This window comes from Delftia sp. PE138, from assembly GCF_018320755.1.
Classification (GTDB): Bacteria; Pseudomonadota; Gammaproteobacteria; order Burkholderiales; family Burkholderiaceae_C; genus Comamonas; species Comamonas tsuruhatensis.
The window spans coordinates 211029-237536 of the sequence record NZ_JABEPN010000004.1; the positions used below are offsets into that span (position 1 = coordinate 211029).

General features: G+C 65.3%; 22 protein-coding genes and 1 pseudogene. 4 read left to right on the forward strand and 19 right to left on the reverse strand.

Features of this window, described 5'->3' with window-relative positions; genetic code table 11:
- Positions 1 to 7: 7 nt before the first annotated feature.
- The 13 genes from HFGMBDPB_RS15955 to dapC form a co-directional block, all read right to left on the reverse strand.
- Entirely contained in the window at positions 8 to 1057 is a 1050-nt protein-coding gene (locus HFGMBDPB_RS15955; RefSeq protein WP_212645767.1) for an amino acid ABC transporter permease, read from the reverse strand.
- Between the two features lie 20 nt (positions 1058 to 1077).
- Positions 1078 to 2115 carry an amino acid ABC transporter substrate-binding protein gene (locus HFGMBDPB_RS15960; protein WP_203399437.1) on the reverse strand — a complete coding sequence of 346 codons (1038 nt, stop codon included), beginning with the start codon at positions 2113 to 2115 and terminating at the stop codon, positions 1078 to 1080.
- Positions 2112 to 3041, reverse strand: a complete 930-nt coding sequence (locus tag HFGMBDPB_RS15965) for a MurR/RpiR family transcriptional regulator (protein WP_239009378.1) — start codon at positions 3039 to 3041, stop codon at positions 2112 to 2114. Before HFGMBDPB_RS15965 ends, HFGMBDPB_RS15960 begins: the two co-directional genes overlap by 4 nt.
- Positions 3042 to 3289: 248 nt before the next feature.
- Positions 3290 to 5353, reverse strand: a complete 2064-nt coding sequence (locus HFGMBDPB_RS15970) for an ABC-F family ATP-binding cassette domain-containing protein (protein ID WP_203399435.1) — start codon at positions 5351 to 5353, stop codon at positions 3290 to 3292.
- Between the two features lie 94 nt (positions 5354 to 5447).
- The gene (locus HFGMBDPB_RS15975) at positions 5448 to 6458 is read right to left on the reverse strand and encodes a tripartite tricarboxylate transporter substrate binding protein (protein ID WP_126312840.1); all 1011 of its coding nucleotides are present in this window, start codon (positions 6456 to 6458) and stop codon (positions 5448 to 5450) included.
- 65 nt (positions 6459 to 6523) lie between these two features.
- Positions 6524 to 7747: an acyl-CoA dehydrogenase family protein gene (locus HFGMBDPB_RS15980; protein ID WP_160852512.1), complete on the reverse strand. Its 1224-nt coding sequence runs from the start codon at positions 7745 to 7747 to the stop codon at positions 6524 to 6526.
- Between the two features lies 1 nt (position 7748).
- Entirely contained in the window at positions 7749 to 9341 is a 1593-nt protein-coding gene (locus HFGMBDPB_RS15985; RefSeq protein ID WP_212645768.1) for a class I adenylate-forming enzyme family protein, read from the reverse strand.
- 180 nt (positions 9342 to 9521) lie between these two features.
- On the reverse strand, positions 9522 to 10529 hold the full coding sequence (locus HFGMBDPB_RS15990; protein ID WP_016445940.1) for a LysR family transcriptional regulator: 1008 nt from the start codon (positions 10527 to 10529) through the stop codon (positions 9522 to 9524).
- Position 10530: 1 nt separating this feature from the next.
- Positions 10531 to 11508 carry a 50S ribosomal protein L3 N(5)-glutamine methyltransferase gene (gene prmB / locus HFGMBDPB_RS15995; RefSeq protein ID WP_046238306.1) on the reverse strand — a complete coding sequence of 326 codons (978 nt, stop codon included), beginning with the start codon at positions 11506 to 11508 and terminating at the stop codon, positions 10531 to 10533.
- Between the two features lie 22 nt (positions 11509 to 11530).
- Positions 11531 to 12691, reverse strand: a complete 1161-nt coding sequence (dapE, locus tag HFGMBDPB_RS16000; RefSeq protein WP_212645769.1) for a succinyl-diaminopimelate desuccinylase — start codon at positions 12689 to 12691, stop codon at positions 11531 to 11533.
- A gap of 85 nt (positions 12692 to 12776) precedes the next feature.
- Complete coding sequence (locus HFGMBDPB_RS16005) at positions 12777 to 13946, reverse strand: PilT/PilU family type 4a pilus ATPase (RefSeq protein ID WP_016445943.1); 1170 nt, start codon at positions 13944 to 13946, stop codon at positions 12777 to 12779.
- Between the two features lie 180 nt (positions 13947 to 14126).
- Complete coding sequence (dapD, locus tag HFGMBDPB_RS16010; protein WP_012205450.1) at positions 14127 to 14951, reverse strand: 2,3,4,5-tetrahydropyridine-2,6-dicarboxylate N-succinyltransferase; 825 nt, start codon at positions 14949 to 14951, stop codon at positions 14127 to 14129.
- A gap of 51 nt (positions 14952 to 15002) precedes the next feature.
- The gene (gene dapC, locus HFGMBDPB_RS16015) at positions 15003 to 16208 is read right to left on the reverse strand and encodes a succinyldiaminopimelate transaminase (protein ID WP_212645770.1); all 1206 of its coding nucleotides are present in this window, start codon (positions 16206 to 16208) and stop codon (positions 15003 to 15005) included.
- Between the two features lie 188 nt (positions 16209 to 16396).
- On the opposite strand from dapC, the gene HFGMBDPB_RS16020 reads away from it, so the two are divergent.
- Positions 16397 to 17935, forward strand: coding sequence for a methyl-accepting chemotaxis protein (locus HFGMBDPB_RS16020; RefSeq protein ID WP_034363912.1), 1539 nt, complete (start codon positions 16397 to 16399; stop codon positions 17933 to 17935).
- 36 nt (positions 17936 to 17971) lie between these two features.
- Here HFGMBDPB_RS16020 and rsxB read toward each other — a convergent pair whose 3' ends face one another.
- The 3 genes from rsxB to dusA form a co-directional block, all read right to left on the reverse strand.
- Positions 17972 to 18688, reverse strand: coding sequence for an electron transport complex subunit RsxB (gene rsxB / locus HFGMBDPB_RS16025; RefSeq protein ID WP_043792611.1), 717 nt, complete (start codon positions 18686 to 18688; stop codon positions 17972 to 17974).
- Positions 18689 to 18711: 23 nt separating this feature from the next.
- Positions 18712 to 20085 (reverse strand): polyhydroxyalkanoate depolymerase, encoded by a 1374-nt coding sequence (locus HFGMBDPB_RS16030; RefSeq protein WP_016445947.1) that lies wholly within the window; start codon positions 20083 to 20085, stop codon positions 18712 to 18714.
- Between the two features lie 167 nt (positions 20086 to 20252).
- A complete protein-coding gene (gene dusA / locus HFGMBDPB_RS16035) occupies positions 20253 to 21230 on the reverse strand; it encodes a tRNA dihydrouridine(20/20a) synthase DusA (protein WP_016445948.1) in 978 nt (325 codons plus the stop codon).
- On the opposite strand from dusA, the gene HFGMBDPB_RS16040 reads away from it, so the two are divergent.
- Together HFGMBDPB_RS16040 and HFGMBDPB_RS16045 are read left to right on the forward strand one after the other, a co-directional pair.
- The gene (locus HFGMBDPB_RS16040) at positions 21220 to 21648 is read left to right on the forward strand and encodes a hypothetical protein (protein WP_158530088.1); all 429 of its coding nucleotides are present in this window, start codon (positions 21220 to 21222) and stop codon (positions 21646 to 21648) included. The two genes, dusA and HFGMBDPB_RS16040, sit on opposite strands and share 11 nt — an antisense overlap.
- Positions 21649 to 22055: 407 nt before the next feature.
- Positions 22056 to 23471: a response regulator gene (locus tag HFGMBDPB_RS16045; RefSeq protein ID WP_249343461.1), complete on the forward strand. Its 1416-nt coding sequence runs from the start codon at positions 22056 to 22058 to the stop codon at positions 23469 to 23471.
- A 42-nt stretch (positions 23472 to 23513) separates the two neighbouring features.
- Here HFGMBDPB_RS16045 and HFGMBDPB_RS16050 read toward each other — a convergent pair whose 3' ends face one another.
- On the reverse strand, positions 23514 to 24041 hold the full coding sequence (locus tag HFGMBDPB_RS16050) for a hypothetical protein (protein ID WP_212645771.1): 528 nt from the start codon (positions 24039 to 24041) through the stop codon (positions 23514 to 23516).
- A gap of 130 nt (positions 24042 to 24171) precedes the next feature.
- Here HFGMBDPB_RS16050 and HFGMBDPB_RS16055 point away from each other — a divergent pair, with 130 nt between their 5' ends.
- Positions 24172 to 24450 (forward strand): hypothetical protein, encoded by a 279-nt coding sequence (locus tag HFGMBDPB_RS16055; protein WP_016445950.1) that lies wholly within the window; start codon positions 24172 to 24174, stop codon positions 24448 to 24450.
- A 60-nt stretch (positions 24451 to 24510) separates the two neighbouring features.
- On the opposite strand, the gene HFGMBDPB_RS29730 is transcribed toward HFGMBDPB_RS16055, so the two are convergent.
- Positions 24511 to 25845: an IPTL-CTERM sorting domain-containing protein gene (locus HFGMBDPB_RS29730; RefSeq protein WP_349305375.1), complete on the reverse strand. Its 1335-nt coding sequence runs from the start codon at positions 25843 to 25845 to the stop codon at positions 24511 to 24513.
- A gap of 189 nt (positions 25846 to 26034) precedes the next feature.
- A pseudogene (locus tag HFGMBDPB_RS30050) lies at positions 26035 to 26445 on the reverse strand (hypothetical protein); the annotation flags it as partial.
- Positions 26446 to 26508: the final 63 nt, after the last annotated feature.

Below are 26508 nucleotides of genomic sequence, written 5' to 3' on the forward strand. Positions count from 1 at the left end.
TTCCCGGCTAGCGTGTGATGAAGGCACTGCGCTGGTTGAAGGCATTCAATGCCAGCGAGGTCAGCAGGTTGATGGCCAGGTAGACCACCGCGATGATGGTCACGCATTCGATGGCCTGGCCGGTCTGGCTCATGGCGGTGTTGGCGACCATCACCACGTCGGGGTAGCCGATGGCCACGGCCAGCGAGGAGTTCTTGATGGTGCTGAGCGCCAGGTTGGTATAGGGGGGAATGATCACCCGCAGGGCCTGCGGCAGCACGACCAGGCGCAACTGCTGGCCGCGGCGCATGCCCAGGGCCGAGGCGGCATTCCATTGCCCGCGCGGCACGGCCTGCAGACCGGCGCGCACGATTTCCGCGCAATAGGCGGCGGCATACAGGCCGAGGGCTCCCACCAGGGCCAGGAATTCCGGCGTCAGCGCCAGTCCTCCGTCGATGCCGAACATGCCCGGCTGCGGCGAGCTCCAGTGCCAGCCCGCCGCGCTGTCGTACACCGGGCCGGGCAGGGCCAGCCCCGCCTTGCTCAGAAAGCCCAGGGGGCCGATGGCCAGAGGGTGGTCCTCATCGGGCAGCAGCGAAGTCAGCGCGAAATACCACAGCAGCACCTGCACCAGCAGCGGGATGTTGCGCGCCACATCGACATAGAGGCGCACGGCGCCGCGCAGCAGCGGATGCCTTGCCACGGCGGCCACGCCCAGCAGCAGGCCCAGCACGGTGGCCAGCACGAGCGCGGGCACGGCGGCGCGAACCGTGTTGGCCACGCCGGCTGCGACCGCACGCAGGTAGCTGTCGCCGGGCTCGTAGGGCAGCAGCCCTTCGGAGATGGAAAAGCCGGCCGTCTGCTCCAGAAAGCCGAAGCCCCCGGCAATGCCGCGCGCGGCCATGTTGCGGCTGGCGTTGTGCGCCAGCCAGCCCAGCAGCAATATCAGCAGCCAGCCGATGGCGAGCTGCAAGGCCAGCCGGCCCCAGCGTGGCCGGGTGGGGGCCGGTGGCTGCCGTGCCCCGGCGTCGATGGCATTCACGGCTTTCGCAGCATCCACAGCGTTCGCGGCGTTCATGGCAGGGTGCCCTCGGCGCGTCAGTTCATCGGCGGCGACATCATCAGGCCGCCCTTGGTGAACAGCGCGTTCTTGCCGCGCGGCACGTTCAGGCCCGACCTGGCGCCCAGGTTGCGCTCATAGCTCTCGCCATAGTTGCCCACGGCCTTGACGATGCGCAGCGCCCATTCCCTGTCCAGCCCCAGCTGCTTGCCCAGGTCGTCGCTCTGGCCCAGGAAACGCTTGACCTGGATGCTGTCGGAGCGGGTCTTGAGCTCGTCGGCATTGGCCTGGGTGATGCCCAGTTCCTCGGCCTCGATCATGGCGTTGAGTGTCCAGCGCACGACGGCGAACCATTCGTCGTCACCGCGGCGCACGGCCGGGCCGGCCGGCTCCTTGGAGATGACTTCGGGCAGGATCACGTAGTCGTCGGGGTTGGCCAGCTCCTTGCCGCGCAGCACGGCCAGGGCGCCGAGGTCGCCTGTATAGGCCTGGCAGCGTCCGCTGCTGAAGGCCTGCAGGGCCGCTTCGGGGTTGTCGAACACCACCGCCTTGTAGTTGAGCTTGTGGGCGCGAAAGTACTCCGACAGGGTCTTTTCCGTGGTGGATCCGCTGATCACGCAGATGGTGGCGCCAGAGAGCTGCTTGACGCTGTTCAGGCCGGGCTTCTTCCTGGCCATGAAGCCCTGGCCGTCGTGGAAATTGATGCCCGCCCACATCAGGCCCAGGCCGTTGTCGCGTGTGAAAGTCCAGGTAGTGTTGCGTGCCAGCAGATCGATCTCGCCGGACTGCAGCGCCGTGATGCGTGTCTGGCCGCTGGTGGGGATGAATTTCACCTTGGTGGCGTCGCCCAGGGTGGCGGCCGCCACGGCGCGGCACAGATCCACGTCCAGCCCGGACCAGTTGCCGCTGCCGTCGGCCAGCGCAAAGCCTGCGCGCCCCGTGTGCACACCGCAGGCCACGGCGCCGCGCTGCTTGATGCCATCCAGCGTCTTGCCTGCGTGGGCCGGCGCGGCAGCGAGCGTGGCCGCGGCGGCCATCGAGGCGAAAAGAGAGCGGAAACGGGCAGGGGCATTCATGCGGAGTCCTTTGCGGCGGGATGGGGGGCCTGGGGTTGCGGCTTGCTCGCCGCAGGTGAAGCGGGGCTGCTGTCCGGTGTCAGGTAGGGAAGCACCGACTCGGACAGTTCGACCAGGCTGCGCACTGCCTGGGGCGTGGAGCGGATGACCTGGGTGGCCAGCGCTTCGACCATGGCCATGGCCGCCAGCACCGACGATGGGAGCAGAGGGTGGGCGGCAGGGGCCAGCAGCACGTAGTCGGCTTGGCCGGCCAGCGGGCTGGTGGCCTCGTCGGTGATGGCGATGGTCAGGGCGCCCCGTTGGCGCGCATGCGCCGTCAGCTCCACCGCTTCGCGTGAGTAGCGCGGCAGCGAGATCGCGATCAGCACGTCCTGCTCCGTCAGCCCCGTCATGCGCCGGACGGCTTGCTCCGTGCCGCCTGCGCAGGCCACTTCCAGCACCTGGGGCAGATAGGGCTGCAGCGCGTCGGCGCCAAAGGCTGCCACATGGTGGGAGCTGCCAAAGCCCATGAACAGGACGCGCCGCGCGCGGCAGATGCGCTGGGCCAGTTGATCGAGCAGGCCGGGGTCGCAGGCCTGTGCGGCCGCCTGCAGATTGCGCTGCGTGTGCTCGAAGGCCTGCGCTCCCAAGGCGCTTGCGGCAGGCTCGTGCGCCGCGCGCAGCTTGTTCACGGGCTCCAGGGCCTGTTGCAGCTGGCGGCCCAGGTGCAGGCGCAGATCGGCAAAGCCTTCGTAGCCGGCGTGCTTGGCGAAGCGGTTGACGGCAGCCAGGGAGCCTCCGCAGGCATTGGCCACTTCCTCGGCGCTCAGCGTGACGGCCAGGACCGGATGCGCGGCCATCCAGCGGCCGACCCGGGCGACGGCGGGCGAGCCATCGACGCTGGCGCGCAGCAGTTCCTGTACGGCGGGGTGGGGGTGGAGTTCCATGAATGAATGAAATTGAATGGTCTCTTTCATCCATTATTTTTTAGGAATGAAATCTTTCATTCAGGGGAAACCCTGAACCGAACGATCCATGCGTTCCGCTGGCTGCGGGGGAGTGCGGGGGCGTTGGGAGAGGGAGGGGCCTCAGGGGCGCACTTCGGCTGGGCCGAAGTGGAGCGCCGTCTTCACGCAGGACGACGCTTGTGGCAGGCGGTCCAATGGGACCGCCTGGTTTTCGAGAACGACTGGAATCAGTCGGACATCGCGGCCGACAGCTGCTCGATCTGCTCGCTCAGTTCCAGCCAGCGTTCCTCCAGGCTGTCGATCTCCTCGTTGCAGGCCTTGAGGCTGCGGCCTGCCTCGGCCATCTCGGCGGGCGAGATGGGCTGGCTCAGCAGGCCCTCCAGCCGCGTGCGTTCGGCCTGCAGCTGGGGCAGGCGCTTGTCCAGCTGTTCCAGTTCCTTCTTGAACGGCCGGGTCTTCTCGGCCATCTGCTGGCGGGCCAGGGCGGCCAGGCGCCGTTGCTCGCGCTGGTCTCCGGCGCTGGCGGCCGGCGGCGTGGGCGGGGCAGCGGGAGCCGGGGCCAGCGCAGCAGCCACGGGGGCCTGCACTGCAGGTGCTGCAGCTGCTGCGGGCTCCACCTGCGCTGCCGCCTTGCTGGTGGCCGCAGCCGCCTGTTCGGCCTTGCGGGCTTCCTCGCGCAGGCGGCGGGATTCTTCCAGCAGGTAGCGCTGGTAGTCGTCCAGGTCGCCGTCGAAGGGGCCGACCACCCCACGGCCGACCAGCCAGAAGTCCTCGCAGACCGAGCGCAGCAGGGCGCGGTCGTGGCTGACCAGCATGACGGTGCCGTCGAAGTCGTTGATGGCCATGGCCAGGGCCTCGCGCGTGGCCAGGTCCAGGTGGTTGGTGGGCTCGTCCAGCAGCAGCAGGTTGGGGCGCTGCCAGACGATCATGGCCAGCACCAGGCGCGCCTTCTCGCCGCCGCTCATGCTGCCCACGGCCTGCTTGACCATGTCGCCGCTGAAGTTGAACGTACCCAGGTAGCTGCGCAGGTCCTGCTCGCGCGCCTGCGGGCCGGTGGCGCCGGTGTCCCGTGCCAGGCGGATCATGTGCTCCATCGGGTTTTCGCCGGGGCGCAGCACGTCCAGTTCCTGCTGGGCGAAGTAGCCGATGTTCAGGCCCTTGCCTTCGGTCACGGTGCCGGCCAGGGCCTTCATCTCGCGCGCGATGGTCTTGACCAGGGTGGACTTGCCCTGGCCGTTGGCACCCAGGATGCCGATGCGCTGGCCCGCCAGCACCGAGCGGTTGACGCCGCGCAGGATGGTGGTCGCCTGGCCTTCGTCGTCCAGGTAGCCGAATGCGGCGTCCGTGATCGCCAGCATGGGGTTGGGCAGGTTGGCCGGCGGCTTGAACTCGAAGGTGAAATCGGCGCTGGCCAGCATGGGCGCGACCTTTTCCATGCGCTCGATCTGCTTGACGCGGCTTTGCGCCTGCTTGGCCTTGGAGGCCTTGGCCTTGAAGCGGTCGATGAATTTTTGCAGGTGGGCGATCTTTTCCTGCTGGCGCTCGAACGAAGCCTGCTGCAGCAGCATCTGCTGGGCGCGCAGTTCCTCGAACTTGCTGTAGTTGCCGCCATAGCGCGTGACCTGCGCGTTTTCGATGTGCAGCGTGGTGTTGGTGATGGCGTCCAGGAATTCGCGGTCATGGCTGATCACGACCAGGGTGCCGGGGTAGCGCTTGAGCCAGGCTTCCAGCCAGACCAGGGCGTCCAGGTCCAAGTGGTTGGTGGGCTCGTCCAGCAGCAGCAGGTCGGAGGGGCACATCAGCGCGCGCGCCAGCTGCAGGCGCATGCGCCAGCCGCCGGAGAAGCTGTTGACGGGGTGCTCCAGCTCGGAGACCTTGAAGCCCAGGCCCAGGATCAGGGCCTGTGCGCGCGGCACGGCGTCGTGCGCGCCGGCATCGGCCAGGTCCACGTGGGCGTGGGCGATGGCCATGCCGTCCTCGCTGGCCTCGGCGGCCGCGAGCTGGGCGTTGAGCTCGCTCAGGCGGGTGTCGCCGTCCAGCACGAACTGGGTGGCCGTCTCCGAGGTCTCGGGCATGTTCTGCGCGACCTGGCCCAGGCGCCATTGAGAAGGGATGGAGAACTCTCCACCGTCCTCGGCCAGGCTGCCGTTGAGCAGGGCGAACAGGCTGGACTTGCCGGCGCCATTGCGTCCGACAAGGCCGACTTTTTCACCGGGGTTGATGGAGACGGAGGTGCTGTCCAGCAGCACGCGGGTGCCGCGGCGCAGGGTAATGTTGCGAAGGCTGATCATGAATGGGCAGGATTATCCCAGCGATTGCGCCAGGGCAGGATTGCCGCCCGCCATGCCCGTGCCCAGCCACGGTGCAAAGCCCTGGTACCAGGCCCTAGATCGGCTGTATGCCCACGCGCTGCATCATGGACTGGGTGAACTGGATCTCGCGCTCGAAGCCCTTGGCATAGGCTTCGGCGCTGGTGATGGCGACCTTGCCGCCTTCCTGCTCCAGCAAGGCGATGACCTTGGGCTGCCTGAGCACCTCCTCCAGTGCCGTGCGCAGCCGCTGGACGATGGCCTCGGGCGTGGCGGCCGGCACGGACACACCGCCCCAGGACGTGAGGTTGACGTCGGGCACGCCCAGCTCGGCCAGGGTCTGCACCTGGGGCAGCTTGGCGTTGCGCTGGGGGCCGGCAATGGCCAGCGGCACCAGCCTGCCCGCCAGCACCTGGGGATAGGCCACGGAAAACAGCGGGGCGCCGAAGGCCACCTGCTGGCCCAGCACGGCATTGACCAGCTCGGACGCGCCCTTGTAGGGCACATGGTTGACCTGCAGGCCCATGCTGGAGGCCAGCATCTCCACTCCCAGGTGCGATGGCGTGCCCACGCCGCCCGAGGCATAGTCCAGCGCGCCCGGCCTGGCCTTGGCGCGGGCGGCCAGGTCATCCAGCGTGCGCATGCCCGAGTCGGCATGCACGACGACCAGGATGTCCGAGCGCGACATACCCAGCACATGGCGGAAGTCCTTGAACACGTCGTAGCCGGGGCTTTTGTACATGCGCATGGCGGCGGCCATGGGCGAGCCCGAGTACAACAGGGTGTAGCCGTCCGCCGGTGCCTTGGCCACCTGGCGGGCGCCGATGTTGCCGCCCGCGCCGGCGCGGTTGTCTATCACCACGGGCTGGCCCAGCTGGGCCGACAGCGCCTCGGCCACGATGCGCGCGGCCGTGTCGGGGCTGGTGCCGGCCAGGTAGGGCACCACCCATTTGATGGGGCGCGTGGGCCAGGCGCTGTCGTGCGCGGAGGCTGTGGCGGCCCAGGGCAGGCCTGCCGCAAGCGATGCGGCGCCTGCAGCCCGCAGGAATTGGCGGCGGTCCTGGCCGCTGCTGGTGATGTGTGGCATGGCTTTGTCTCCTGGTCTTTTGTCTTTTCTGTTTGCTGGGGGAGTGCTGGGGCTGCCGGTCAGCCTCAGGCGCCGGCCCGCTCCAGCAGCTCCTTGGCGATGGTGTTGCGCTGTATCTCGCTGGTGCCCGTGAGCACGCGGTACATGCGCAGCATGCGGAACAGGAATTCCACGCGCCGGCCCTGGACGATGCCTTCGCCCCCATGGATCTGCACGGCGCGGTCGGCGATGCGGAACGCCGTCTCCGAGCAGAACAGCTTGCTCATCGAGGCCTGGGCGCGCGCGTCGATGCCGGCGTCGATGGCGCGGGCCGTCTGCACCATCAGCGCGCGCGCGGCCATCCATTCGGTGGCCATGTCGGCCAGCATGTGCTGTATGGACTGGAACTGGGCAATGCTGCGGCCGAATTGCTGGCGCCCCAGCGCATAGTCACGCGCATCGCGCAGCGCCACCTGCGCCAGCCCCATCATGGCCGGGCAGTGCAGCAGGCGGTTGACGGTGATGCGGCCCAGCGCCAGGGCCAGGCCCCGGCCCGGCTCGCCGATCAACTGGGCAGCGGGCACGCGGCAGCCGTCGAGCACGATGTCTCCCGTGCTCGATTGACCGGCCATGGTCTTGTAGCCGCTGACCACCTGCACACCCGGTGCATGCAGGTCCACGAAGAAGGCGCTGATCTCGCGCTGCGGGCTGCCCTCGGGCGCGGTCGAGGCCATGAGCACGGCGAAGTCGGCAAACGGCGAGCCCGAGATGAAGCGCTTGCGGCCGTGGAGCACGTAATGGTCGCCTTCCAGCACGGCGCGCGTCTCCAGCGCGCCCGCGTCCGAGCCGGCCGCCGCCTCGGTCAGCGCAAAGCAGATGGACTTTTCGGCGCGTGCCACGGGCAGGATGAACTGCTCCATCTGCAAGGGCGTGGCCTTGCGGATCAGCGCGCCTATGCGCGGCGGGCCGCTGAGTTCGCCCAGCACATGGGGCGCGAAGGGCGATCCCGTGGCGTAGATGGCCTCCTTGACCAGCACCTGGTCGAGCACGGACAGGCCGGCGCCGCCCATGGCCTCGGGCAGGGTCATGCCGTAGAAGCCGCGCGCATGCGACAGCTTCCAGACCTGGCGCAGCAAATCGGTGGAGGCGCTGTTTTCATGGTCCACACCATGCGCGCGGGCGAGGTCGGCCAGTTCGCCGTGGATGAAGGCGTTGAGCGCGTCGATCAGGCCGGCTGCGCGCTCGGAGCCTTCAAAGGGCATTTCCAGCAGGGCAGCGTTGGCGGTGGGGAGTGTGTCTTTGGCGTTCATCTCAGTTCACCTTGCGGGCGTGGTTGGCCCAGTAGGGCGCCTGCACGGCGCGGCGCATGACCTTGCCGTTGGGGTTCTTGGGCAGCTGCTGCACGAATTCGATGTGGCGCGGGCGCTTGAAGCCGCCCAGGCGCTCGGCGCAAAAGCTGTCCAGCGCGGCACTGTCGCCGGCCAGGCCGGGCTTGAGCACGATGTGGGCGGCCACGGCCTCGCCCCATTTGTCGTCGGGGATGGCGAACACGCAGGCATCGGCCACCGAGGCATGTTCGTAGAGCACGGACTCCACCTCGGACGGATAGACGTTGAAGCCGCCGCTGATGACCATGTCCTTCTTGCGGTCCACGATGTAGACAAAGCCCTGCTCGTCCATGCGGGCCAGGTCGCCCGTGTGGTAGCGGCCGTTCCTGAGCACCTCGGCCGTCAGCTCGGGCGCGCGCCAGTAGCCTGCGAAGACATCGGCGCCGCTGACCACGATCTCGCCGATCTCGCCCTCGGGCACGCGGCGGCCTTCGTCGTCCACCACCTCCACCAGGGATTCCAGAAAGGGCCGGCCGCAGGATGCCAGCCGCTCGGGCCGCGACGCGCGTGCCTGCAGGTGGTCCTGCACCGTCAGGCCGCAGACGCCGGAGGTGGTCTCGCCCGCGCCGTAGCCCTGGGACAGGATGGGGCCGAACACGTCCATGGCCTGCAGGATGCGCGCGGGCGCCATGGGCGCTGCGCCGTAGCCCAGGCGTTGCAGGTCGGGCAGCGGGCGGTAGCGGCCGCCGATCTCGGCCAGCAGCATGTTGATCATGGTGGGCACCATGAAGGTATGGGTGACGCGCCGCGCCTGCATCTCGGCCATGAAGGCGCCAGGCTCGAAGCCCGAGAACAGGTGGATGGTGGCGCCCGTGCACAGCGCCGGCACCATCTGCATGCCCGAGGCGTGGGTGACCGGCCCCACCAGTCCCAGCACATGGCCGGCCTGCATGCCCTCGCCGCGCATCAGGAACTTGCGCAGCTGGGCCAGGCGGTTGCCGAAGGTCTGCATGGCGGCCTTGAGCACGCCCGACGAGCCCGAGGTGTAGTGCAGCACGGCCACCTCGTGCTCGTGCACGTCCACGGGCTGGAAGCGGTCGCTGGCGCGGGCGAGCAGCGCTTCGTAGTTGCTGTCGGCAGGGCCGTCCAGCAGCAGCAGGCGCACGTCGGCAGACTGCAGGTGCGGCTTGAAGGCCTCGGCGCGCGCGGCCGTGGTCACGATGATGGAAGCATCGCTGTTGGCCGCGATATCGCCTACTTCGCGTGGAGACAGGCGTGCGTTGAAGGGCGCCTTGATGAGCCCGGCCTTGTAGCAGGCGATCTCGATCTCCACGATTTCCACGCAATTGGGCAGGTAGATGCCCACGCGGTCGCCGCGGGCCAGCCCCTGGGCAAGCAGGGCGTTCGCCACGCGGTTGGAGCGCTGCTCAAGCTCTGCGTAGCTGATGCTGCGCGCGGCGCTGGTCACCGCAGGCTGCTCGGCATGGGCCCTGCAGCTGCGTGCGACGAGTTCGCCGACGTTGGGTATGGGGAGGGAATGGGGGTGGCCTGCGGTGGGCCGGGATGTCTCGTGCATGGCATTCCTTGGCTGAAGCCGCGCGTTTTGCGCGGCGTGCCATGCACTGTTGCAGAAGAGGACCGGGCCGGGGAAATACCGATTAGTGATTCAGTTGCATCAGAAAAATTGATGTCCAGACCAACCCTTGCCGTTTTTGCTGATGACCATCGGACTGCCGCACTACGCTGGGCTGCTGCATCACATCTGCTGCGGATGCTGCCAGCGCGCCTGCCAGAGGCCCGCCGTGATCAGTTGCCGGGCCTGGTCCAGCAGTGCCTGCCGGACCACCTGCAGTGCCGGGTCACCGCCGCGGTTGGCCTGCACGGCCAGGAAGTAGCGGCGCAGCAGCGCGGGCGCCGCGACCTGGGCCACGATCCAGCCGGGCTGGAGGCCCGTGGGCGCCGCCTTGGCGCCCTCGCGCAGCCAGGCGGGCGCATCGCTCAGCGAGCAGGCGGGCGTGAAGGTGAAGCCCGCGCCGCAGTGGTAGAGCGAGCGGATGACGCGGGCGGAATCGTGTTCGTGGACGATGTTCAACCGCAGCTCCCGCGCATCGGCGGCGGCCTCCACGGTCTGGCGGATGGAAAAGCGGCGCGACTGCAGCACCAGCGGCAGCTGGCAGGCATGGGCAAAGTCCATGTGCGGCAGGCCGCCGTCCGGCGCCGGGCGCAGCAGCGGGGCCACGCTGCCATCGCCATCCTGGCCGCAGACGTAGATGGATTCCTCGGCCATGGGCTGCACCTGCAGGTCATGCAGGCTGGCCGTGTCCACAAGAATGGCCAAGTCGGCGCGCCGGTCCAGCATGGCCTTTTGCACCATCAGGCTCAGGTCGTCGAGCACGAAGATGCGTATGCGCGGGTGGCTGTGGCGCAGGCTGGCAATCAGGGGGCCTGCCAGCAGGCTGGTCAGCAAAAAGGGCAGGGCGATGGTGACCGAGCCTTCGGGGCCTTGGGGCAGGCGCTGTATGCGCTCGCGCATGGCATCGGCGTCGGACAGCAGGCGGCGGGCATCCTCGTACAGCTGCGCGCCGGCCGGGGTAGGGGTCACGCCGGCGTGGCTGCGCTCCAGCAGTTGCGCACCCAGCTCGCCTTCCAGCTTCTTGATCTGCGCCGTGAGCGCGGGCTGGGCCACGTACAGCGAGTGCGCGGCGCGCGAGAGGCTGCCAGCCTCCAGCACGGCGATGAAGTAGCGCAGCGCCCGCAGGTCCATCTCAGCCCAGGGGGCGGTATTGCGGGCGCAGGGCCTCGATATCGCCTTCGGTCCAGGCGCGCAGTGCCTCCTGGGTGATCAGCAGCACCTGCTCGTCGCCCGAGCTGGTGTCCAGCCAGAACACGGGCAGGTCGGGGAAGGCGGCTTCGAAGAAGTCCTTTTCATTGCCGATCTCCAGCACGACCACGCCTTCCTTGGCCAGGCGCGAGGGCAGGTCCTGCAGCAGGCGGCGGATGAAGTCCATGCCGTCGGCGCCGCCGGCCAGCGCAAGCTCGGGCTCGGCCTGGTACTCGGCGGGCAGGCGCGACATGCTGTCGGCGTTCACATAGGGCGGGTTGCACAGCACCAGGTCCCAGGGGCCGGGCAGGGCGGCCAGGCCGTCGCTCTCCAGCAATTGCACGCGCTCGGCGAGCTCATGGCGGTCCACGTTGATGCGCGCCACGGCCAGCGCGTCGGCCGAGATGTCGGCGCCCGTGACCTCGACCTCGGGCCAGGCCATGGCCGCCAGGCAGGCCAGGCTGCCGTTGCCGGTGCACAGGTCCAGCACGCGGCGCGTGCGGTCGGACAGCCAGCCGTCGATGCTGCCGTCGGCCAGCAGTTCGGCAATGAAGCTGCGCGGCACGATGGCGCGCTCGTCCACGTAGAAGGGCACGCCCTGCAGCCAGGCCTCGCGCGTGAGGTAGGCGGCGGGCTTGCGTGTGCGGATACGCTCTGCGAACAGCTCGGCCACTTCGGCCTGCTGCTCGGCGCTCACCGGCTGGCTGGCCAGGGACTCGGGCGCGCCCGGCGCCAGTTCGCTGTCCAGTGGCAGGCCCAGCTTCCAGAGCGTGAGCCAGGCCGATTCGTCTTCGGCCGTGGCCGTGCCGTGGCCAAAGGCCACGCCGGCCGCCGTGAGCGCTGCGGCGCCCGAGGCCACGAGGTCGGCGATGGTGCTGCCCGAGATGGCGGGAATATTGGCAGGGGTGGGGGCGGATGTCATCGTCGGCTCCTTGGGCGCGCGTTCAGGCGGCCTGCTGGCGCTGCAGCTCCTGGAGCGTGCGGCGGTAAATGTTCTTGAGGGGCTCGATGTCGGCCACCACGATGTGCTCGTCGATCTTGTGGATGCTGGCGTTGGGCGGGCCCACTTCCACGACCTGGCTGCAGATCTGGGCGATGAAGCGGCCGTCGCTGGTGCCGCCCGTGGTGGACAGCTCGGTCTCCAGGCCGGTCTCGGCGCGGATGGCCGCCTGCACGGCATTCACCAGCGTGCCCGGCGTGGTCAGGAAGGGCTGGCCGCCGATGGTCCAGGCCAGCTCGTACTCCAGTCCATGGCGGTCCAGCACGGCGTGCACGCGCTGCTGCAGCGATTCGGCCGTGGACTCGGTGCAGAAACGGAAGTTGAAGTCGATGGTCACATGGCCGGGGATGACGTTGGATGCGCCCGTGCCGCCATGCATGTTGCTGATCTGCCAGCTGGTGGGCGGGAAGAAGGCGTTGCCCTCGTCCCATCGCGTGGCGGCCAGTTCGGCCAGGGCCGGCAGGGCCTGGTGGATGGGGTTGCGCGCCAGCTGCGGGTAGGCGATGTGGCCCTGGATGCCCTTGACGGTGAGGCGTCCGCTCATGGTGCCCCGGCGGCCGTTCTTGATCATGTCGCCCGTGCGGTCCACGGAGGTGGGCTCGCCCACGATGCACCAGTCCAGGCGCTCGCCGCGCTCGCGCAGCAACTCGACCACGACCTTGGTGCCGTCCACCGAAGGGCCTTCCTCGTCGCTGGTCAGCAGCAGGGCAATGTCGAAGGAGGGAGTTGGCGTCTCGGCCAGGAACTCCTCCAGTGCCACGACAAAGGCGGCGATGGAGGTCTTCATGTCGCTGGCGCCGCGGCCGTATAGCTTGCCGCCGCGGTGCGTGGGCACGAAGGGCGGGCTGCTCCACTGCTCCAGGGGGCCGGTGGGCACCACGTCGGTATGGCCGGCAAAGACCAGCACGGGCCGGTCGTTGCCTGCGCCGGAGCGCCTGGCCCAGAGATTGCGCACGCGAAAGCTGTCGGGGCCGCTGTCGATGCGCTCGCAGGCAAAGCCCATGGGCAGCAGGGCATCGGCCAGGAGTTCAAGGCAGCCGGCGTCTTCCGGGGTCACGGATGGCAGGCTGATCAGCTGCTCGGTCAGTTGCAAGGTGCGGGACATGGTGGGAAGGTCAAAAAACAAAAAAGTCGGAGGGCTGGCTGGCGCCAGCGTGCTCCGACATTGTGAACGCTGCAGGCCCGGCCGTTCAGTTCGGCTTGACTTCCAGCATGATTTCGGTGAACGAGGGCATGTCGTCCTCGCCGGGCGTGGCCAGTTCGGCGAACTGGCTGGACGGCGCGGCATGGCCGGCCTTGACCACGTCGTTTTCCAGGCGCCACATCAGGTTGGTGGGCGAGTCGGCAAAGGCCAGTCCCTCGGCGCGGTCGATGCGGCCCGAGCGGATCAGCTGGGCCAGCGCCTCTTCAAAGGTCTGCGAGCCTTCGGCCATGGATTTCTCCATGGCCTCCTTGACGCCCGAGAAGTTGCCGCGCTCGATCAGGTCGGCGATCAGCTTGGTGTTGAGCATCACCTCGACGGCCGGCATGCGGCCGCCATCCACGGTGCGCACCAGGCGCTGGGAGATCACGCCCTTGAGCGCTGCCGACAGCTCGCCCAGCATGGTCGGCCGGATTTCCTCGGGGAAGAAGGACAGGATGCGGTTGAGCGCGTGGTAGCTGTTGTTGGCGTGCAGCGTGGCAAGGCACAAATGGCCCGACTGCGCAAAGCCCATGGCCGAGGACATGGTCTCGCGGTCGCGGATCTCGCCGATCAGGATCACGTCGGGCGCCTGGCGCAGCGCATTCTTGAGCGCAACCTGCAGCGATGCCGTGTCGGATCCCACTTCGCGCTGGTTGACGATGGAGCGCTTGTTGCGGAACTGGTATTCGATGGGGTCCTCGATGGTGAGGATGTGGCCCGTGAGCTTTTCATTGCGCGCGTCGATCATCGAGGCCAGCGTCGTGCTCTTGCCCGAGCCCGTGGAGCCCACGACCAGCAGCAGGCCGCGCTTTTGCATGATCAGCTCGCCCAGCACGGGCGGCAGGTTCAGCGTGTCCATGGGCGGGATGTGCTGGGCGATGAAGCGGATCACCACGGCGCAGCTGCCGCGCTGGTGCATGGCGCTGACGCGGAAACGCCCCACGCCGCGCAGCGGCACGCCCATGTTGAGCTCGCCCGTCTCGTCCAGCTCCTGCAGGCGCTCGGCCGGCACGATCTCGGCCAGCAGGCTGCGCGGCGCATCGGGCGGCAGCAGCTGGTTGTTGATGGGGACGCATTCGCCGTTGATCTTGATCAGCGCCGGCGCGTTGACCGCCAGGTAGACGTCGGACGCCTGCTTCTCGCCCATCAGGCGCAAAATCCTCTCCATCGTGCCCATGTGTTCCCCCAAATTCGTGTGCTGTCGCTGTTCTTGGATCGTTGTCACGCGCTTTTGACGTGAAACGGGCGTCCGCTGCCTGGTGGCCGGGGACGCCCTCGAGAGTATGCCTTGGTCCATCCCCTGAACAGGGGATGTTTTGGCGCCGCAACCACGCCTTTGGCGCGGTCCGGATGCAGGTCAATCGCGCAGCAGGTCGTTCAGGCTCGTGGTGGAGCGTGTCTTGGCATCGACCTTCTTGACGATGATGGCGGCGTACATGCTGTAGCGGCCGTTGTCCTTGGGCAGGTTGCCCGACACCACCACCGAGCCGGCGGGCACGCGGCCGTAGCTGGTCTCGCCGGTCGCACGGTCATAGATGGGAGTGGACTGGCCGATGTACACGCCCATGGAGATCACCGAGTTCTCTTCCACGATCACGCCTTCGACGATTTCGGAACGCGCGCCGATGAAGCAGTTGTCCTCGATGATGGTCGGGTTGGCCTGCAGCGGCTCCAGCACGCCGCCCAGGCCCACGCCGCCGGACAGGTGCACGTTCTTGCCGACCTGAGCGCAGGAGCCCACGGTGGCCCAGGTGTCGACCATGGTGCCTTCGTCCACGTAGGCGCCGATGTTCACGTAGGAGGGCATCAGGATGGCGCCCTTGGCCACGAAGCTGCCACGGCGGGCCACCGCCGGAGGCACGACGCGCACGCCGGTGGCGGCGATCTCGGCTTCGGTCATGCCGGCGAACTTGGTGGGGACCTTGTCGAAGAAGTTCAGGTCGCCGGACTGCATCAGCACGTTGTCCTTGAGGCGGAAGGACAGCAGCACGGCCTTCTTGATCCACTGGTGCACGGTCCACTGGCCCACGCCTTCGCGCGTGGCCACGCGCAGCTGGCCGTTGTTCAGGGCTTCGATCACGTGGTCCACGGCCTCGGTCACTTCCTTGGGCGCGGCAGCGGGGGAGAGGCTGGCACGGTTGTCCCAGGCGGTGTCGATGATGGATTGCAGCTGTTGCGTCATATGGCTTTGGTGATCAAAGGGTTTGTGAGGAAAGGGGTGGCCAGGCGTGGCTCAGCGCTGGCGTGATTCTATGAATTGTGCAATGCGCTGGGCCGCCTCCAGGCATTCGGCGGTCTCGGCCACCAGGGCCATGCGCACGCGCCCGGCGCCCGGATTGCGGCCATTGGCTTCGCGCGCCAGGTAGCTGCCGGGCAGCACGGTCACGCCGGTGGCGGCATACAGCTCGCGTGCAAAGTCGGCGTCGTCCAGGCCCAGCGATTCGGGAATGCCGGCCCACAGGTAGAAGCTGGCATCGGGCAGGCGCACATCCATCACGCGCGCCAGCACGGGGGTGACCTGGTTGAACTTTTCGCGGTACAGGCGGCGGTTCTCCTCGACATGGGCCTCGTCGGCCCAGGCCGCGATGCTGGCCGTCTGCACCACGGGGCTCATGGCGCCGCCGTGGTAGGTGCGGTACAGCAAAAAGGCCTTGATCAGGGCCGCATCGCCCGCCACGAAACCGCTGCGCAGGCCAGGCACATTGCTGCGCTTGGACAGGCTGGTGAACATCAGCAGGTTCTTGTAGTCCGTGCGGCCCAGGCGCTGCGCGGCTTCCAGTCCGCCCAGTGGAGGCGTGCCGTCGAAGTAGATCTCGCTATAGCACTCGTCGCTGGCAATCACGAAGCCATGGCGGTCGGACAGCGCAAACAGCTTTTCCCATTCGGCCAGCGGCATCACCGCGCCTGTGGGGTTGCCGGGAGAGCACACGAAGATCAGCTGGGTCTTTTCCCACACGTCGGCGGGAACGCTGTCCCAGTCCACTGCGAAATTGCGCGCAGCATCGCTGGGGGCGTAGTACGGCTGGGCGCCGGCCAGCAGGGTGGCGCCTTCGTAGATTTGATAGAACGGGTTGGGGCAGATCACGCGCGCGCCGTCCTGGCTGGCGTCCACCACGACCTGGGTGAAGGAGAACAGGGCCTCGCGCGAGCCGTTGACCGGCAGCACCTGGGCGGCGGCGTCCAGCGCAATGCCGTAGCGCTGGCGCGCCCACTGGGCGCAGACTTCGCGCAGCGCGGGCTCGCCGGCGGTGGCCGGGTACTTGGCCAGGCCGCCCAGGTCGGCGCTCAGCGCCTGTTCGATGAAGGGCGGCGTGGCATGGCGGGGCTCTCCGATGCCAAGGCTGATGGGGCGCACGCCCGCCGGTGGCTGGACCCCGGCGAACAGTTTGCGAAGACGCTCAAACGGGTAGGGCTGGAGTCGGGAGAGCAGGGGATTCATGGGCTCGCATTATGGATTGATGCGCTTTCGGCATGCCGTTGTCACAGAGGACTGCGGGTCTGCACGCTGGCTTTTTTGCATTCTGTTACCTATTCTGGCATGGTCTCGACTGGGGCCATGCCAACTCGTGTGGCGGGGCCTCGCAAACGGTGAATTCCAGATACCAATGACAAGAGAGGCAGACAGCTATGCAGGCAGGCGCTGGCATGGAAAAAGATGGAAGCAGGCATCGTAAGCATACATCCGGCCCAGGTGCCGGCTTCCTCGTATGCACGGTGTGGGCATTGGCGGGACCGGCGCTGGCGTTGGTGGCCGATTCGATGGGCCTGGGGCCCTGGGTTTGGGCAGCCTTGCTGCTGTGGGCCGGGCTGCTGCTGGGCGGCATGCACAGGCTCTGGTCGCGGGTGATCGGCGAGCGCGAATTGCTGCAGCAGGCCATGCAGGGCATCGCCCAGGGAGACCTGAGCCAGCGCGTGGCCGTGGAGGCTGCGGCCTCCCAGGAGGGCGCAGGCGACGTCCAGACGCCCAAGGCCTTGCTGGGCGGCATGGTGACCTCGCTGTCGGGCATGGTGGCCGATGTGCGCAGCAATGCGGCCCTGGTGGCGCAGGCCGGGCAACAACTGGTGAACGAGCACCAGGCGCTGTCCGATCGCACCGAGCTGCAGGCCACCAACCTGGCCCAGACCGTGGTCAGCGTGGAGCAGTTGAGCAGCGCCGTGCAGCACAACGCCGATGTGGTGGGCGTGGTCCATCACCAGGCCAGCGCCGTGCGCGGCGCCGCCGATGAAGGCGTGGTGGCCATGGGCCGCGCCGTGGAGTCGGTGGAGACCATTGAAAGCAGCGCCGGCCGCATGCGCGAGATCATCGGTGTGATCGACGGCATTGCGTTTCAGACCAACATCCTGGCGCTGAACGCTGCCGTGGAGGCGGCGCGTGCGGGCGAGCAGGGCCGCGGCTTTGCCGTGGTGGCCAGCGAGGTGCGCTCCCTGGCCGGCCGCTCGGCTGAGGCGGCCCGCGAGATCCGCCACCTGATCGGCGATGCGCTGGCCCAGGTGGAGCACAGCACCGAACTGATCCGCACGGCCGGACGTGGCATGGAGCGCGTGACCGAAGGCATTCGGCAGGTGGCCGAGCACATGGGAGAGCTGTCGCAGTCCACCGGCAGCCAGAGCACGGGCCTGGCCGAGATCAGCCGCGCCGTGCACCAGATCGACGAGATCACCCAGCACAACGCGCAGATGGTGGGCCACGCGCTGGACCAGGCACGCGCGCTGCAGCAGCGCGCGCAGATGCTGTCAGGGGCGGTGTCGCGCTTTCGGCTGCAGCAGGGCACGGCGGAGGAGGCCGTGGCCCTGGTCGAGTCGGCCCTGGGTCTGGCGCGGCGCGGAGTGGCCACCGAGGCACTGCTGGCCGCCGTAAACGACCCCGGCCAGCCCTTCCATGACCGCGATATGTACGTTTTCGCCCTGGCCGCCGACGGCAGCTACCGCGCCTTTGGCGGCAACCCTGCGCGTGTGGGCGTGCGCGTGCAGGAGCTGCCAGGCGTGCGGGGTGAGCAGCTGCTGGCCGACATCATTGCCCAGGCCGAGCGCGGGCCGGGCTGGGTGGAGTACGACTTCAGAAACCCGGCCACGCAGCAGGTGCAGACCAAGATGTCCTTCGTCTGCAAGCATGGCGGGCTGTACTGGGGATGCGGCGTCTACAAGAGTCTGGCGCTGGCGGCATAGCCTTGGCGTGGAAGGCAGACTGCCGCCTGGCGGGCTTCACTGGCACGCGTTCGGCGATGAACCGCCGCCCGCGCGCTGGGCACGTGCGCGGGCCAGGATGGCGGCGATGGTGGCCTGCTTGCTCTCGGCCACGGGAGGTGCGGGGCAGGGGGCGTGAGGGCTGGCGTCGTCGGCTGCTGCCTGCTCTGCCTGCGCAAGAGGCGTCGCTGCCCGGCTTGCACTCAAACGCTCGCGCTCCACTTCACGCTCGCGGTGCAGCACATAGCGCTGGCGCGCATGCTCGGCCTGCTGGGGGCTCCAGGCAGACCAGCCTGTGGCCGGGCCGCTGGCGTTGTGCAGTTCGATGCAATCGACCGGACACACGGGAATGCACAGTTCGCATCCCGTGCAGTGGGCTGCGATCACCGTGTGCATGAACTTGTTGGCCCCCAGGATGGCATCCGTGGGGCAGGCCTTGATGCACAGGGTGCAACCGATGCACCAGGCCTCGTCGATCACGGCCACGGTGCGCGGGGCTTCCATGCCGTGCTCGGCGCTCAGCGCAACAACGGGCCGGCCCGTCAATGCGGCCAGCCGCTCCACGCCCGCAGCGCCGCCCGGTGGGCACTGGTTGATGCCAGCCTCGCCCGAGGCCACGGCCTGGGCGTAGCTGGCGCAGTCAGGGTAGCCGCAACGCGTGCACTGCGTCTGCGGCAGCGCGGCGTCTATGCGCGCTGCCAGATCGTCGCGGGCGAGCATGGCGGTGGAGGACATGGCGTGGCGGGCTTGCTCGGGAATCAGCCTGCCTGCACCTTGGCGCCACGCTTGCGTGGCTGCTCGGCGGCCGTTGGCGCGTCATCGCTCAGGCTGCTGGCATGGCCTGCAGCGCTGGCGGCGGTGGCGCTCTCGGGCTGGTGGGTGCTGATGAATTCGCGCACCTGCGGATAGACGATCTCTCGCCAGCGGCGGCCGCTGAAAATCCCGTAGTGTCCCGCGCCCGGCACTTCAAGGTGCCTGCGCTGATCCGCGGCAATGCCCGTGCACAGATCGTGCGCAGCCCGCGTCTGGCCGGAGCCGGAGATGTCGTCCAGCTCACCCTCGATGGTCAGCAGGGCGCTGCCCTTGATGTCCTGCGGGCGCACCAGTTCAACCTTGTCCTCGGGCGAACGCACTTCCCAGGTGCCATGGACCAGCTTGTAGTCCTGGAACACCGTGGCGATGGTCTCGAGGTAGTAGTCGGCATCCATGTCGAGCACGGCGTTGTACTCGTCATAGAACTTGCGGTGGTGCTCGGCGCTGGCGTCGTCACCCTTGATCAGGTCCTTGAAGTAGTCGTAGTGGCTCTTGGCGTGGCGATCCGGGTTCATGGCCACGAAGCCCGAGTACTGCAGGAAGCCGGGGTAGACGCGGCGACCCACGCCCGGATAGCCTTCGGGCACGCGGTAGATCACATTGTTCTCGAACCACTCGAAGCTGCGGTTCTGCGCCAGGTTGTTCACCGAGGTCGGCGAGCGGCGCGCATCGATGGGGCCGCCCATCATGGTCATGGACAGCGGAGGCGTCTCGCCACGGCTGGCCATCAGCGACACGGCCGCCAGCACCGGCACCGTGGGCTGGCAGACGCTGACCACATGGCACTGGCCGTACTTGCCCTGCAGGTAGCGGATGAACTCCTGCACATAGTTCACGTAGTCGTCGAGGTGGAACTCGCCATCGGCCAGCGGCACCAGGCGGGCGTTCTTCCAGTCGGTGATGTAGACCTTGTGGTCGCCCAGCATGCTTTGCACCGTATCGCGCAGCAGCGTGGCGTAGTGGCCCGACAGCGGCGCGACGATCAGCACCACGGGCTGGCTCAGCATGGTCTGCAGTGTCTCGGTGTCGTCGGAGAAGCGCTTGAAGCGGCGCAGCTCGCAAAACGGTTTGTCCACTTCGACCCGCTCGCGGATCGTCACGTCCACGCCGCCGACATCGACGCTGCGCAGGTTGAACTCGGGCTTTTCGTAATCCTTGCCCAGGCGGTAGAACAGGTCGAACCCGGCGGCCATGCGCTGGGACATCGGACCCTGGCTCAGCAGCGAGTGGGGGTTGCTGTAGAGCTTGGCTGCAGCCTGCGCGAAATCGGCAAAGGGCTCGACCATGGCGCGCTGGATTTCGTAGAGCTGATAGAGCATGGATACAAGGGGTTGTTTGGATTTGTTGCAGTGCAATATATCAGCAGCACGCTAAGAAAATTGGTAGTAAAACCCCTCTAATGCTGTCGCTTAAGTGATAGCTTGACTGATGGTTGTAAGCTGGCGGCCGCCCAGCCCCCGGCATTCCTGCAATGCAGTGCGGCGCGCTAGGCGGCAAGCGCCGCTTCGGCCGGTTTGGTGCGCGCAAGCCGCATCACCTCTGAAGGCGGCAACTGCTTGAACTGGTGGTTGCTCCACACCTGGCGCCAGCGCCGCGCACCTGCCAGCCCGTTGCGCAACCCCAACATATGGCGGGCTATCGAATACCAGTGCGTGCCGTGCGTGCGCGCCTCTCGCTCCATGTAGGCCACCATCTGCTCCTCGATGGACTCGCGCGTGTGCTCCACGCCAGCATCGCCGTAGTACAGCGCATCCCACGAGGCCAGCCACCAGGGGTTGTGATAGGCCTCACGCCCCACCATCACGCCATCGACCTGCTGCAGCAGCTCTTGCACGGTGGCGTCGGCCTTGATGCCGCCATTGATGGCAATGGTCAGCTGCGGAAAATCCTGCTTGAGCCGGGCCACGATCTCGTAGCGCAGCGGCGGGATCTCGCGGTTTTCCTTGGGAGACAAGCCTTTGAGCCAGGCATTGCGTGCGTGAACGATGAACACGCGGCATCCCGCATCGGCCACCGTGCCCACGAAGTCGCGCACGAATTCGTAGCTCTCGTCCTTGTCGATGCCGATGCGGTGCTTCACCGTGACAGGCACGTCCACCACATCCACCATGGCCTTTACGCAATCGGCCACCAGCGGCGCCTCATTCATCAGGCAGGCGCCAAATGCACCGCGCTGCACCCGCTCGCTGGGGCAGCCGCAGTTCAGATTGATCTCGTCATATCCCCACTGCGCTCCCAACCGCGCAGCCTGCGCCAGATCCGACGGCTCGCTGCCGCCGAGCTGCAACGCCACCGGATGCTCCTCGGCCTCGAACCGCAGATGCCGTGGCACATCACCGTGCAGCAGTGCGCCCGTGGTCACCATCTCGGTATACAGCAGGGTATGGCGGCTCAGCAGTCGGTGCAGGTAGCGGCAGTGCTTGTCAGTCCAGTCCATCATGGGTGCAACGGACATGCGCCACATGCTGGCAGGTGCTTGGTTTTCTACGTTTGTCATTGATCTGATTGGGTTTTTTGCTCTGGCGTCGTTGCCTGGTTCTTCGCCATCCAACCCCGTTTTTGCTGACTTTCTCGCTGGCTTTGCCACATCCTTCACCTGTCGCAAAACAGATGGAACCATCACTTCACGCAAGCGCGCACACGGCTTGCTTGCTTGCTCGCTTGCCTGCACCGCACAGATCCGGCTGATGGAGAACGGCATGTTTGTCCACCGCGAAAGCCAGGCCTACCGTCGGAAAGTGCTGGCCAATGAGTGGCTGCGCAGGCGCGAGCACGAGATGGACCAGGAGCACGCTTTTGGCCAGGCGCCAGGCCGTGCACAAGAAAATTTCAGTGGGGGAGCTACTGCGGGATTATGTCAGTGCGGTCAAAAACGTGACTGAGTGGGGCCGTTGCAAAAAGGCCGGCATCGCGCGACTGCAGGCCTCTGGTCGGGCCGACCTCCAGGCCGCCAAGCTCACGGTGCAGGATCTGATGGGCCACACCAAGCAGCGGCGCACGGAAGACGACGCCAGCCCGCCGCCGTGCTCAATGACATGGTGTGGCTGCGCCAGGTCTTCCTGCATGCTTCGGCCGCGCGCGGCATTGATGCGCCGCTGCAGGTGCTGGGCCGCGCCAGGCTCAAGCGTGCTGCGCACGCAGGTGCCCGCCTACGCGGCCGGGCTTCAAGCGTGGCCGGCAAGACTGCCTTGAATTCAAGTGAGAGCTCTCCCTGGAGCAAATTTCATCCATTGCGCGAAACTGGGGTAATGGTAGCTAGATGTAAGTGAGTGGCGAGAAGCGGATAAATTTGATCTTCATTCATTTGGTGTTGGTAAAGAATTTCTATCTGCACATTGCTTTTCGATGGCATATTGGCGAGGCCATGCATCGAATAAGACAAATGGAGGCACGCCAAATGAATGTTAGAGAGAGGCAAGAATCATTCGCGCCGCAATCGCGGTTGCAAGCATTGATGGTTGATTGCGAGGTGGAAGATTTTTCAGGGTTGGGCCTGTTGCTCAGTCAGGCTGGATATGATACGCGAATGGCGGCAAGTGCGCCGGAAGCGTTGGCTGAGTTTGCTGGTGGACGAATTGACTTGTTGATATGCAATACGCGTGTAATTGACAAGGATGGTGGGCAGTGGCTGGAAAATCTCCTTGGGCAGTCCCCTGATCTGTTCGTGATTTTTCTTTCGGAATGCAGTCCCGTGGCAATTACGAAAGGCCTTGGTCGGTTGCTGGGCTTGCACCGCCATATAGTCAAACCTTGGAATAGTGAGCAATTTTTGGCTGTCATTGAGCAACTGAATGATCAAAAAATTACACGCTATGAGAATATTCGGCTAGAGCAAAAAAATAGAGCGCTGACGAAGGAGTTGGCAGAACTAAATGCAACTGTTGAGCTGACTGCCCATGAGCATGACGACGAATTGTTGGAGGCACATAGGAAACTTAAAAAAAGCTTCGTCGCATCGATCCGAATGTTTTCAAATCTGCTTGAGTGGCGAGGGGGGATACTTGCCGGACATTCAAGACGCGTTGCGGATCTAACCCGCCGAACCGCAAGTATTATGCAGCTAAGTGAAGCAGAGCAGCAGAATGCTTTTGTCGCTGCGCTCATTCATGATATCGCTCATATTACTCTTCCCGATGGGATGTTGAGCAAGCCCGTCCCAAGTTTAAGTCATGAGGAACTGGATAAGTATAGAAACCATAGCAGTTTGGGGGAGCAGCTGCTTCTGTCGATAGATGATGCGCATCTTGTCGCTACTCTAGTCAGGTCTCACCATGAGCGATTCGATGGGGCAGGTTACCCTGATGGCCTAAAGGGGAAGGATATTCCAATAGGTGCTCGCATAATTGCGGTTGCTGATTTTTACGATGACCTGATGGTGGGGCATTTGAGCAGTAAGCCGCTAACTTGCGCAGAGGCAAGAACGCTCATTTCGCATAGTAGAGGAGCACAATTTGATCCAGAGGTTGTGGATGCTTTCTTGCAAATTGTGATTCAGGCGACCCCTGCTCCCGACCCGGCTCCAATTAATGTCCCCTGTTCGGAACTGAGGCCAGGGATGATTTTGGCTCAAGACTTCGTATCGAGGGAAGGCTTGGTCTTGCTTACAGCAGGTCGAGTTTTGACGCCAGAGTTGATACGCAGAATGCAATTGCGTGTTGATCTTGGTCGAAAGTTTCCAATTCGTGCTGTAGCGACGGCTGTTTGATTGGATTGAGTAATTATTTTGGTCTGGACTTGATCCAGTTTTTTATAGCCTTCGCTCTCTGGTTGTTTTTGAGAATTTGAGTAGAATTTCTCCATTGGTTGTAATTGCTTGTTTTTCTGATATGTCAGCTATAAGTGAAGGCGGTACTTCTGTTGAATACAGCTTGTTTTTGCTTATTCTATATAAAATCCTCGTTTTTCCGACTATGAATTCATCTCCTTCGATTATTCCTATATACCGGCCATTTTTTGTATAGGCTTTCCACCATCCGCCTTCGATCATTTTATGCCTCGCTGTGCTGTGATTTATTATTGGCGCCACCATGCCAATTCTTGAGCATGAAATGTTATTATGAAAGCCGCCCGATATTTCAATTGATGCAAAATTTGACAAAGTAATTGATTTTGATAATTTATTATCAAAATCACGCCTGGCAAGAGTAATATCTGGATATACGTGGAAACACGGATGGTCACTTGGCGTAAATCTCGACTTCGTGCCTACCAAGCCTGCCACCTTCGGCAGGATGAGCAAGGAACACATGCAGGCGCCGCAGTGGGAGCGCATCAAGCGGGATTGCTGGAGCCGGTCCTCGCTGCGCGTCCGTAGGACTCTCGCCACCGGAATCTTGCCCAGGGACCGACAGCCTGCAGCCTGTTGCTGGCACACCATGACAGCTCTGAAGCAACAGGAGCAATGAATGGCGATTTCAGAAAAGATCCAGGACCTGCGCAAGTGGGATGACTCTCGCAAGGGATTCACGGGAGAGCATTGGCTTGTGCTCGGTGCCGGCCTCTTGGCGCTGCGCCATGCCCGGCGCGCGGAAAGTGGCATGGGCCGCCTTGTGAGTGGTGCGCTGGGCACGGCACTGATAGCGCGCGCAGCCACGGGCCGCGACGGTGTATTGGGAACGGCAGGACGATTGGCTGCAAAGCCCACGCTGGCCGAGCGCCTGCTGATCGCCGCGCGCCGCCTGTAGACGCCCGGACAAAGGAAAGGCCCGCAGTTGCGGGCCTTGCTTTTTCAGGTCAGGCCTGCATCAGCGCTGGCGGCGCATGCGGCGCAGGCCGAATATTGCCAGCAGGGCAGACATCAGGATGGCGCCCCATTCGCTGAGCGTGGGAACGGCTGCTGCGCCGCCTGCTGGGGCTGCTGCCAGCACGGGCACGAGCGGATCGGCGATCACGCCCACGGCAGGGTTGGTGTCACCAGGGCCGTTGTCCGTGATGGTGTAGGTCACCGTGGTGCGCGCGCTGTCCACGATCACGTTCAGCGCGGTCGCAGGGTCAAACCAGCCGCCGACACCATCGGGCTTGCGGAACTGCACGCCTTCGGGGAGAGCGCTGGGATAGGTGAGAGTCATCGTCACAGATCCGGTGCAGTTTTCGGCGCTGAAAGCGAATTGTCCGCTGGGTGCTTGCAGGTTCGGAGGGGTGGAGGTCACAGGTCCGAAGCCGCCGCCAGGTTGCAGCGTGCAAGTGGTGCCGCCGCCGGACATCGTGGCAGACGGTATGCCGGTCATGCCAGGCACGCTGCCGGGCGCGCTCACCAGTTGCAGTTTGCGTGGCGTGGCTTGTGTGCTTGCAGAGGCTGCACCGGTTGTCCCGTTGGAGGCTGCGACCGTGAAGTTATAGGTGAAGCCATTGCTCAGGCCAGCCACGACGATGGGGGATGTCGTTCCTTGCTGAGTGATCACACCAGGCGCACCGGGCACGGCCACGGGGGTCGCGATCACGGTATAGCCTGTGATGGGCGCGCCGCCATTGGAAGCAGGTGCAGTGAAAGTCACCGCAGCCTGCCCGTCGTCTGCAGCGATGTTGCCGATGGTGGGGGCTCCGGGTGCCGCTGCATTCACCATGAAGGTTTGAGACACCTGTGATGCAGGCAGGTAGCTTGCGCTACCACTTTGGTTCGCATCAACGGTGCAAGAGCCTGTGTTCACAAAAGTCAGCGTGCCGCCCGTGGTGACCGTGCACACCGCAGTTGTGTTTGCGCTGAAGGCCACCGGCAGGCTGGAGCTGGCCGTCGCGGTCAGTGTTGGCGTTGTGCCGAAAGTTTGGTCGCCGGGGTTTGGGAACGTGATGTTCTGGTTTTGCTGTCCATTCACCAGTACGCCGGTCGTGGCGCCTACGTTCGCCAAATTCAGCACAACGTTGGCGCCACCGCTCGTCATCGTGCTCCCGTTGAGATCGATAGCGGTTCCTAACGACACTCCATTTGCGTCAACATCACCTGGCTGCACGGTATATATGAAGGTCAGGGCGGAGCTGTTGCTGCCACCGACGAAGTTCGCTTGCCGCAGAGTTGAACCAATCGTCAAAAGAATTGAGGGCGTGCCGCCAGCTGTTACGGTCACGGGAGCGCTGTAGGTCACAGTGAACTGCAGGTTCTGTCCAGCACTATAGGTTCCGTCGGGGGGGACGCTTACTGATTGCACTGAGGCGGCAGGAGCTACAAGCGTGTAGCTCAGCGTGGTTTGGCACGCTTTGGAGTCTGTGATGGTCACCGAATATTGACCGGGAGCCAGTCCTGTCGCGGTTGCCGCTGCGCCACCGGAGGGGGTCCATGAGTAAGCGTAGCCAGGAGTCCCCCCTGTCGCGACAACTGTTGCGCTACCGTTGTTGCCTCCAACGGGATTGATCTGCGACTGCGTGCCTGACAATGTTTCAGGCTGTCCAACGGTCGTAGAAGCTGTTCCTTGCAGGCCGTTATTGTCAGTAACCGTAACTGTATAGGTGCCTGCTGTGAGCCCTGTTGCGGTAGCGTTTGTGCCTCCAGAGGGGCTCCATGCGTAGCTGAAGGGCGCAACACCGTTCTGGGTGATTTGGGCAGTGGCCGTGCCGTTGTTTGCCCCGTTACAAGAGGCATCGGTGTGGGACACGGACAAGGTCAGCTGTGCGCTTGCAGAGCCGGTGTAGGTGACAAGAGCAAAGATGCCGCCTAGCACCCATGTGCGGAAAACCCCAGAAGACATGTTGTTCCCTTACTTTGGAGATCGGCGCAATCTCTCTAGCTCTGTTTGCTGAACTTTTGTTTG